Origin of the sequence: Leisingera daeponensis, assembly GCF_019801465.1 — a bacterium.
In the GTDB taxonomy this organism is placed as follows: Bacteria; Pseudomonadota; Alphaproteobacteria; order Rhodobacterales; family Rhodobacteraceae; genus Leisingera; species Leisingera daeponensis_A.
Genome location: NZ_JAHVJA010000021.1, coordinates 21,895 through 30,630 on the forward strand (window position 1 = coordinate 21,895; position 8,736 = coordinate 30,630).

10 protein-coding genes are annotated in these 8,736 nt (G+C 64.9%); 9 read left to right on the forward strand and 1 reads right to left on the reverse strand.

Annotated features, from left to right (window positions below):
* The first annotated feature begins 67 nt into the window (after positions 1 to 67).
* Genes KUV26_RS22505 through leuB form a run of 8 tightly spaced genes read left to right on the forward strand, consistent with a single transcriptional unit; the run spans position 68 to position 7,627 of the window.
* The gene (locus KUV26_RS22505; RefSeq protein ID WP_222510128.1) at positions 68 to 1,135 is read left to right on the forward strand and encodes an ABC transporter ATP-binding protein; all 1,068 of its coding nucleotides are present in this window, start codon (positions 68 to 70) and stop codon (positions 1,133 to 1,135) included.
* A complete protein-coding gene (locus KUV26_RS22510; RefSeq protein WP_222506178.1) occupies positions 1,132 to 1,983 on the forward strand; it encodes an ABC transporter permease in 852 nt (283 codons plus the stop codon). Before KUV26_RS22505 ends, KUV26_RS22510 begins: the two co-directional genes overlap by 4 nt.
* The gene (locus KUV26_RS22515; RefSeq protein WP_222506177.1) at positions 1,980 to 2,768 is read left to right on the forward strand and encodes an ABC transporter permease; all 789 of its coding nucleotides are present in this window, start codon (positions 1,980 to 1,982) and stop codon (positions 2,766 to 2,768) included. The genes KUV26_RS22510 and KUV26_RS22515 overlap by 4 nt, the downstream gene beginning before the upstream one ends.
* A 14-nt stretch (positions 2,769 to 2,782) precedes the next feature.
* Positions 2,783 to 3,622 (forward strand): polysaccharide deacetylase family protein, encoded by an 840-nt coding sequence (locus KUV26_RS22520; RefSeq protein ID WP_222506176.1) that lies wholly within the window; start codon positions 2,783 to 2,785, stop codon positions 3,620 to 3,622.
* Positions 3,619 to 4,356, forward strand: a complete 738-nt coding sequence (locus KUV26_RS22525; RefSeq protein WP_222506175.1) for an SDR family NAD(P)-dependent oxidoreductase — start codon at positions 3,619 to 3,621, stop codon at positions 4,354 to 4,356. The genes KUV26_RS22520 and KUV26_RS22525 overlap by 4 nt, the downstream gene beginning before the upstream one ends.
* Positions 4,353 to 5,078 carry an SDR family NAD(P)-dependent oxidoreductase gene (locus KUV26_RS22530; protein ID WP_222510129.1) on the forward strand — a complete coding sequence of 242 codons (726 nt, stop codon included), beginning with the start codon at positions 4,353 to 4,355 and terminating at the stop codon, positions 5,076 to 5,078. Before KUV26_RS22525 ends, KUV26_RS22530 begins: the two co-directional genes overlap by 4 nt.
* A gap of 14 nt (positions 5,079 to 5,092) precedes the next feature.
* On the forward strand, positions 5,093 to 6,490 hold the full coding sequence (locus KUV26_RS22535; protein ID WP_222510130.1) for an amidase: 1,398 nt from the start codon (positions 5,093 to 5,095) through the stop codon (positions 6,488 to 6,490).
* Positions 6,491 to 6,523: 33 nt separating this feature from the next.
* A complete protein-coding gene (gene leuB / locus KUV26_RS22540) occupies positions 6,524 to 7,627 on the forward strand; it encodes a 3-isopropylmalate dehydrogenase (RefSeq protein ID WP_222510131.1) in 1,104 nt (367 codons plus the stop codon).
* A gap of 66 nt (positions 7,628 to 7,693) precedes the next feature.
* Here leuB and KUV26_RS22545 read toward each other — a convergent pair whose 3' ends face one another.
* Complete coding sequence (locus KUV26_RS22545; protein WP_222510132.1) at positions 7,694 to 8,167, reverse strand: Lrp/AsnC family transcriptional regulator; 474 nt, start codon at positions 8,165 to 8,167, stop codon at positions 7,694 to 7,696.
* 128 nt (positions 8,168 to 8,295) lie between these two features.
* On the opposite strand from KUV26_RS22545, the gene KUV26_RS22550 reads away from it, so the two are divergent.
* Complete coding sequence (locus KUV26_RS22550) at positions 8,296 to 8,544, forward strand: hypothetical protein (RefSeq protein ID WP_222510133.1); 249 nt, start codon at positions 8,296 to 8,298, stop codon at positions 8,542 to 8,544.
* Positions 8,545 to 8,736: the final 192 nt, after the last annotated feature.

Genomic DNA, 8,736 nt, shown 5'->3' on the forward strand with positions numbered 1-8,736 from the left:
ACCCCACCCATTCCGCGGTGCGGCCGGTCCGGGCCGAACCGCCCCAAAACTCGCACAGGAATACGCCATGGCAAGGCTAGAGCTGGAGCAGCTGAGGAAAAGCTACGGGCAGGTGGACGTCGTGGACGGCGTCTCGCTTGCCATCGAAGAGGGTGAGCTGGTGTCTCTGCTGGGGCCATCCGGCTGTGGCAAGACCACGATCCTGCGGATGATTGCGGGCCTGCTGGAACCCAGCGGCGGCTGCATCCGTGTTGCGGGCGAGGACATCACCCGCACGCCGGTGGCCCGCCGCGACATTGGTCTGGTGTTTCAGTCCTATGCCCTGTTTCCCCATATGACCGTCTTTGAAAACGTCGCCTTTGGCCTGCGCCGCCGCGGCGTCCGGGGCGGCAGCTTGACCACCCGGGTGGAGGAAGCGCTTGGTATGGTGCAGTTGGCGCATCTGGCTGACCGCTTTCCGCGCCAGCTGTCCGGGGGCCAGCAGCAGCGCGTTGCCCTGGCGCGCGCCATTGCCCCGCGCCCGCGCCTGCTGCTGTTCGACGAGCCGCTCTCAAACCTTGATGCGCAGCTGCGTGATCGCATGCAGATCGAACTGAAGCAGCTGCAAAAGGAACTGGGCATAACTAGCGTTTTCGTAACCCATGACCAGTCAGAAGCGATGTCAATCTCAGACCGCATCTGTATCCTGGCGCAGGGCCGTATCCAGCAATTCTCGAGCCCCGAGGCGATCTACCGCGATCCAGCCAACGCTTTTGTCGCCACTTTCATCGGCCGCTCCAACCGCTATGCCGGCCCGCTGCGGGACGGCTCCATCGCCATTGGCGGCGGGCTGGCGCTGCCGGTGAGGCCGGGCGAAGCGGCGCAGGGAACCGAGGTCGAGGCGGTGATCCGCCATGAGGACATCGGCGTGCTGCCTGCCGGTGCCGATGGCGGTCTGCACGGGCGGGTGCGGCTGCGCTCTTTCATCGGTTCGCGGGTCCAATACGTGGCGGATCTGGCACCCGGCGTGGAAATTGTGGCCGAAGTCGATGCTGCCGGCCCTTCCGGCGGCTTCGAACCGGGTCAGGAGGTCGCCCTGAAAATCGATATGGACCGCGCCTTCGTCGCGCCGGTTGCTGCGGGAGCTGGCGCATGAGCGGGCCGTTCAAAGGTGTCGGGCTCGCCTCGCCGCTGCTGCTGGTGCTGCTCGGCCTGTTCCTTGCCCCCGTGCTGCTGATGCTGCCGCAGAGCCTGCACGAATACATTCCCGGCACCGGCACCTCCGAGGCCTGGACGCTGCAAAACTACACCCGTCTGCTGACCGACGACTATTACCGAGAAATCATCGGGCGCACGCTGTGGATGGGATCTCTGGTTACTTTCCTTTGCTTCCTGTTGGGTTATCCCCTAGCCTATTTCATGGCCCGCACCACTCCGGCTTGGCGGGCGGCGGCGACGCTTCTGGTGATCTTCCCGCTGTTCCTGAACCTCGTAGTGCGCTCCTTCGGCTGGATTACCCTGCTGGCCAACCGCGGCGTGGTGAACAATCTGCTGATGGACATCGGCCTGATCGACAGCCCGATCAAGATGCTGTTCAACATGACTGGCCTGGTGATCGGGCTCACTCATATCTACCTGCCGTTCATGGTGCTGATGCTGCTGACGGCGATCCAGAACGTGCCGCGCGACGTCGAGCAGGCCGCTGCCACGCTGGCCGCAAGCAAGCTGCGGATCTTCTTCACCATTACCCTGCCGCTCACCGCGCCGGGTATTCTCGCGGGCTCGATCCTGGTCTTTGTGCTGACCATCAGCGCGCTGGTCACACCGCGCCTGCTGGGCGGCCCCGCCTACAAGGTGATGGCAACCCTGATCTACGACGAATTCATGCAAAAACTGGACTGGCCCTCGGGCACCTCCTTTGCCTTCATCCTCACAGCGATCACCCTGCTGATCATCTGGGGCGCCGGGCGCGTTGCCCGCAAATGGTCCGGGGGACTGGCATGAGCGCGCGCCCGACGATCTTGCTGACCGCCACTGCCGCGGCCGTGCTTGTGTTCCTACAGCTGCCTGTGATTGTGGTCGCCCTCAGCTCCTTCACCGAGACGTCCTATCTCACCTTCCCGCCTCAGGGCTTCACCCTGCGCTGGTTCGGCTCGGTGCTGACCGATCCGGACTGGCTTTCGGCGATCGGCTTCAGCCTCGGGCTGGCGCTGCTGGCCACGCTCACCTCTATGGTGCTGGGCACCGCGGCCGCCTATGCGATCAGCCGCCGCCTGCTGCCGGGCTCTGATGCGATCGCTTCCTTCCTGATGGCTCCGCTAGTGTTTCCGGCAGTGGTGATCGGGGTCGCTCTGCTGCAGTTCTATGCCCATCTGGGCTGGCGAGGGAATTTCTTTGCCCTAGTGGCAAGCCACGTGGTGCTGACCTCGCCCTATGTGGTGCGCGCCTGCCTGTCCAGCCTCGCAGGTGTCGGCACCGACCTTGAGGAAGCCGCAGGCACGCTGGGTGCGGGAGGCTTCACCGCCTTCCGGCTGGTCACCCTGCCATTGCTCAAGCCCGGGTTGGTCGCAGGCGGGTTCTTCTCTTTCATTACCTCGCTCGACAATGTTCCGGTTACGATCTTCCTGCTCGGCCCGGGCCAAAGCACCCTGCCGGTCAAGATCTTCACCGCCATCGACCAGGGCGGCGTCGACCCGGGTCTCGCTGCCATCTCCACCATCCTGATCCTGCTCACCGGGGCCGCTCTGGCCATCGCGGAGCGCTGGGTCGGCTTCTCGCGCTTCGTCTGACGGGAGTTACGACAATGTCCTTCACCTCGAAAGGCTTCCCGCTTTTCCTCACCTTTGATTTCGATGCGGAAACCCTATGGACCGCGCGCGACAAAGCCAATGCGGACCGCCCCATCGTGATGTCCCAGGGCCGCTATGGCTGGAAGCGCGGCGTCTGGCGGGTGCTTGACCTGCTGCGCAAATACGAGATCAGCTGCACCTTCTTCGTCCCCGGACTGGTTGTAGAGGCGCATCCGCAGATCATGGAGGCGATCTTGGAGGGCGGCCACGAGATCGCCCATCACTCGCACACCCACACCTGGATCACCCAGCTGTCGCTGGAGCAGGAACGCGAGGAAATGGAAAAGGGGATTGAGGCGATCCAAAAGGCTGCCGGTTACCGGCCGCGCGGCTGGCGCTCGCCCGCGGCAGAGTTCAGCGCCCATACGCTGGACCTGATCCAGGAATACGGTTTCGGCTATTCCTCGAATTTCTTCGACGACGACGAGCCCTACCTGCTGGAGATCGCCGGTCAGCGCACCGGCATCGTCGAACTGCCGTTCCGCTGGGTGCTGGATGACGCGCCCTTCTTCCACTATTCGATCACCCTGCCGGGGCGGACCATGCAGGCCCCCTCTGCACTGCTGGAAGCCTGGAAGCTGGAATTCGACATGCTGCGGGCCGAGGACCGGATGATGATGATCGGCATGCATCCGCAGATTATAGGCCAGCCCTCGCGGCTGTGGGTACTTGACCAGTTCCTGGCCTATGTACGCCAGCACTCCAACGTCTGGACCGGACGTTGCGACGAGATGACCGATGAGATCCGCAGCGTGCTGCTTGATGCAGCCGCCGCTGAGGAGGCCGGTTCATGAGCGGCCTGCTAAACGGCCGCCGCATCCTGATTGCCGGTGCCGCCAGCGGCATCGGCCGGGAAACGCTGGCACGCTTTGCCGCCGAGGGCGCGCGCCTGGCCGCCTTCGACCTCGAAGAGACGGCCCAGGACAGCGATGTAGCGGTGTTCGGAGGCGACATCTCAAATCCTGCCGCCTGCCGCGCCGCCATCACGGGGGCCGCTGCTGCGCTCGGCGGTTTGGACGGGCTGGTGAATTGTGCCGGCATCGACCTGGAAGCCCCGGCCGCCGAGATGACCGCGGCAGACTGGGACCGGGTGATCGCGGTGAACCTGACAGGCGCCATGCACCTCGCCCAAGCGGCGCTGCCGCATCTGCGCGCCGCGGGCTCCGGCACCATCGTCAACGTCTCTTCCGCCGCCGGCCTGTCGCCGCTCAGCCATCGCACGGCTTATTGCGCCAGCAAAGCCGGTCTCAATATGTTCGGCAAGTGCCTGGCGATGGAGCTTGGCCCTGAGGGCATCCGCGTCAACACGGTCTGCCCGGGCGCGGTCGACACGCCGCTATTCCGGAGCTCCTACGAGGACTACCAGAATGCCGATGAACGGCTCTCTACCATCAAGGCCCGCTACGCGATGCACCGGGTGGCAGCGCCGTCCGAGATTGCCGGAGCCATCCTATACCTGACCGGGCCGGATTCGACCTATGTAACCGGCATCACCATGGCGGTTGATGGCGGGCGGAGTTTCCATTGAGCGCGCGGGTTGCCCTGATCACTGGCGGCGCAGGCGGTATCGGCGCGGCGGCGGCGGCGCATCTTGCGGCACAGGGCTGCCGGGTTGCGGTCACCGACATCGACGCCGAAGCGCTTGCACACTTGCCCGAAGGCGTTCTGGCAATTCAGGCGGATGGCACCGACCCCGCCGCCATGACCGCCGTTCTTGCGCAGACGGAGGCCGAACTGGGCCCGGTCGGCATCCTGTTCAACAACCTCGGCCAGAGCGCCCGGGAAAAAGGCTCGCTGTTTACTGACTCCGAAGAAGCTACCTGGCGCTTCGTGCTGGAAATTTCGCTGGTTTCGGCCATGCGGATGGCCCGGCTGGCGGCACCGGGCATGCAGGCGCGCGGCTGGGGCCGGATCATCAACATGTCGAGCGATGCCGCGGTCTGCGGCGATGCGGGCCTGGCCGACTACGCGGCCGCCAAGATGGGCGTCATCGGCTTCACCCGCGCACTGGCGCGCGAACTGGCACCGCAGGGGGTGACCGTCAACGCGGTGGCGCCCGGCGCCATCCGCACCCGCGCCCATGACCGGCTTGCCCCCGAGGTGCTGGAGCGGATCAAGGCGGCGACCCCTGCCGGCTTTGTCGGCGCCCCCGAAGACGTGGCCGCCGCGGTCGGCTTCCTGGCCTCGGACGGGGCCAGGTTCGTGACTGGCCAGACGCTGCTGATCGACGGCGGCCGCTGGATGATTTGAAGGAGCTGGAACAGATGACCGATCTTGCGGATCTGGGCGCGGTGGACCTCGCCCGCGGCTATCGCCGGAACCAATACTCGCCGGTGGAGGTGATGCAGGCGGTGCTGGCCCGCACCGAGGCGCGGCGCGGTCTGAACGCATTCGTCAGCCTGCAGCCGGAGGCCGCGCTGGAGGCCGCCCGCGCCGCCGAGGCGCTGCAGCAGAGAGGCGGCGACCTGCCGGCGCTGCACGGGCTGCCCTATTCGGTGAAGGATCTGACCCTCACCCAAGGCGTTGCAACCACCATGGGATCCAAGACCGCGGCGGATTTTGTCCCCGCGGAGGACGCGGTCGCCGTGGCCCGGGCTCGCGCCGCCGGGGCGATCCTGTTCGGCAAGACCACGACGCCGGAGTTCGGCCACAAGATCCACACCTCGTCGCCGCTGTTCGGTCGCACCCTCAACCCGCATTCGCCGGAGGTGACTCCGGGCGGCTCCAGCGGCGGCGCGGCGGTGGCGCTGGCGTCGGGCATGGGGCCCATTGCGCTTGGCACCGACGGCGGCGGCTCTGTCCGCATCCCCTCGGCCTGCTGCGGCACCGTCGGGCTGAAACCGACGCTCGGCAGCGTGCCCAACCTGCAGGCGGGCGACCTGTTTTCCAGCAACGTCCATGTCGCCCCCATGGCCCGCAACGTCGCCGACACGCGGCTGCTGTTCGATGTGATCCGCGGCTTTGACCGGCGCGACCCCTTCGGTCAGGCACAGATGCCCGCGCGGCGCCGCTGCCAGTCCCTGAAGGGCTTGCGGATCGCCTGGCTGCCGCAGGCGGGCAACCCGGTCGACCATGGCATCGCTGCGCTCAGCGCCAAGGCCATTGCGCAGCTTGACAGCGCAGGCGCTGAGGTTGCGGAGATCGAACTCGATTTCGCCGCGCTGGAGCCGCATTTCATGGTGGTGCTCGAAACCCTGCTGGCCGCGCGCGCCGGTGCGGCGCTTGACAGCCGGCGCGCCGAGCTGGACCCGAGCCTGGTGGTGCATGTGGAAAACGGACGCCGCCACAGCGCGCTCGATCTCGCCGCGGCCGGCGCCGCGCGCACCCGTGCCTTCCAGCAGGTGCAGGACGTCCTGGCCCGTTTCGATCTGATCGCTTCACCGACACTGTCGGCACCGCCGCTGCCGCACAGCCAGGATCCGCACGGTCCGGTTCCCATCAACGGCATTCCGGCCGGCCGGGTGCGGGCCTCCTGGTACCCTTACACCTTTGCCACCAACATGACCGGCCACCCGTCTGTCTCGATCCCGTGCGGCTGGGATCCCTCCGGCCTGCCCGCGGGTTTCCACATGACCGCCCCGTGGTACCAGGAGGATTTCCTGCTGGATGCCGCCGCCCTGGCCGAACAGGTCTTTGCCTTCGATCTCTCGGCGGGACACTGAGCCCGCCGCCCGGAATGTCCCAGGAGGATCCCCATGCCCAACCCATCGATTCTGATTCTGCCCGGCGACGGGATCGGCCCCGAAGTCATGGCCGAAGTGCGCAAGATCATCGCCTGGTTCGGCGACAAGCGCGGCCTGCGGTTCGATGTGAGCGAGGATCTGGTCGGCGGCGCGGCTTATGACAAGCATAGGCTGCCGCTGGCGGATGAGACCATGGCCAAGGCGCAGGAAGTCGACGCGGTGCTGCTCGGCGCCGTCGGCGGCCCGGCCTATGACGGCCTGGACTTCTCGGTGAAGCCCGAACGCGGCCTGCTGCGCCTGCGCAAGGAGATGGACCTCTACTCCAACCTGCGCCCGGCGCAGTGCTTTGACGCGCTGGCGGATTTCTCCTCGCTGAAGAAGGACATCGTCGCGGGCCTCGACATCATGATCGTGCGCGAGCTGACCTCGGGCGTCTACTTCGGCGAGCCGCGCGGCATCATCGAGGAAGGCAACGAGCGTGTCGGCATCAACACCCAGCGCTATACCGAGAGCGAGATTGAGCGTGCCGCCCGGTCGGCCTTCGAGCTGGCGATGCGCCGGGGCAAGAAGGTCTGCTCGATGGAGAAGGCCAACGTGATGGAATCCGGCATCCTGTGGCGCGAGGTGGTGACCCGCGTCGGCAAGGACTACCCCGAGGTCGGGCTGAGCCACATGTATGCCGACAACGGCGCCATGCAGCTGGTGCGCGCGCCCAAGCAGTTCGACGTCATTCTGACCGACAACCTGTTCGGCGACATCTTGTCCGACTGTGCCGCGATGCTGACCGGTTCGCTGGGCATGCTGCCCTCCGCGTCTCTCGGTGCACCGATGGAAAATGGCCGCCCCAAGGCGCTTTACGAACCCGTGCACGGCTCTGCGCCGGACATCGCGGGCCAGGGCAAGGCCAACCCGATCGCCTGCATCCTGAGCTTTGCCATGGCGCTGCGCTACAGCTTCGACCAGGGCGCCGAGGCCGACCGCCTGGAAGCCGCGGTCGAGAAGGTTCTGGCCGACGGCGTGCGCACCGCGGACCTGCTGGCCAGCGAAGGCGTGGAGCCGGTCTCCACCAGCCAGATGGGCGACGCTGTGATTACTGCGCTGGACGCAAGCATCTGAGCGCCAGCGCTGCATGTGGCCAAACTGGGCCAGGAGGGCCCTCTGGCTTGCCGGTGTTTGGATGCCTTAGCCGGGCGGCAAGAAAGCCTGCACGTTTTTCAGGCTGCGCAGCACAAAGCTCGAGCGCGTGTGGCGTATCCCCGGAACCCGGTAGAGTTTGCGCCTCAGGAATTCCTCGTAGCCGCGGGTGCCGTTCACTGCCACCTTGATCAGGTAATCGTATTCGCCAGTGGTCAGATGCACCTCCAGCACTTCGGGGATCCGTTCCATAGTTGTTCCGAAGGCTTCTAGAATCTCGTCATCATGCCGGTCCAGCACCACTTCGATCATCACAACCTCCGGCGCCCCAAGCTTTTCCTGATCAAGGATTGCGCGGTAGCCGCTTATCACCCCTTCTTTTTCCAGCCGCCTCACCCGCTGCCAGCAGGGGCTAGGTGAAAGCCCGATTTTCTGGGCCAGCTGAGAATTTGAGATACGCCCGTCTTCAGCCAGGGCTTGAAGGATCTTGCGGTCGAACTGATCGAAGGAACCTTCAGCCACAGCAGATACTTTCGCAAAGTTAAGAACTGTTGAAAGTTTACCCCTCAGGTACTGGCTGCTGCAAGGTAAAGAAAAAGAATATTTCACCCCAAGCGGAATAAAGTTCTGTCAATGAAAGGTGGAAGATAATGTACGGAAGTTTCTACTGCACTGATCCGATGAATACTGCCTGCAGGATGATGGATCTGGCGCGCCGCATGGGGCTGGAGTTTGAATCGCTGCAGTTCGAGAAACGGGACGAGGCCTGCTTCGCGCTTCAGTTTACTTTATCCGAGCGGGGTGCACAGCAAGCTGCCAGCTTTGAGCAGCGGATCAGGATGTTCGAAGACTGGGCCAGTGAGCCCGGCCACACAGCAGTCCAAGCAGCACAAGTCTGAACTTGGGCGGGCATTCATTAGCTCCGAAAACCTGTCACTTTGGCATAGTTGTGCGCGTTGTCGTAAACGATCGCTAGGGTCAGGACCCATTGATTTCCGGTGGGTGGCGTGATTCACGGTTCGAAAAATGAGCGGTGATATGTCTGATCTTTTCTGGCTGACGGACGCGCAGATGGACCGTCTTGAGCCTTA

Bases quoted from the DNA above. Each gene is read 5' to 3' on its own strand.
- KUV26_RS22505 (WP_222510128.1), top strand. From the start codon at position 68: ATGGCAAGGCTAGAGCTGGAGCAGCTGAGGAAAAGCTACGGGCAGGTG.
- KUV26_RS22510 (WP_222506178.1), top strand. From the start codon at position 1,132: ATGAGCGGGCCGTTCAAAGGTGTCGGGCTCGCCTCGCCGCTGCTGCTG.
- KUV26_RS22515 (WP_222506177.1), top strand. From the start codon at position 1,980: ATGAGCGCGCGCCCGACGATCTTGCTGACCGCCACTGCCGCGGCCGTG.
- KUV26_RS22520 (WP_222506176.1), top strand. From the start codon at position 2,783: ATGTCCTTCACCTCGAAAGGCTTCCCGCTTTTCCTCACCTTTGATTTC.
- KUV26_RS22525 (WP_222506175.1), top strand. From the start codon at position 3,619: ATGAGCGGCCTGCTAAACGGCCGCCGCATCCTGATTGCCGGTGCCGCC.
- KUV26_RS22535 (WP_222510130.1), top strand. From the start codon at position 5,093: ATGACCGATCTTGCGGATCTGGGCGCGGTGGACCTCGCCCGCGGCTAT.
- leuB (WP_222510131.1), top strand. From the start codon at position 6,524: ATGCCCAACCCATCGATTCTGATTCTGCCCGGCGACGGGATCGGCCCC.
- KUV26_RS22550 (WP_222510133.1), top strand. From the start codon at position 8,296: ATGTACGGAAGTTTCTACTGCACTGATCCGATGAATACTGCCTGCAGG.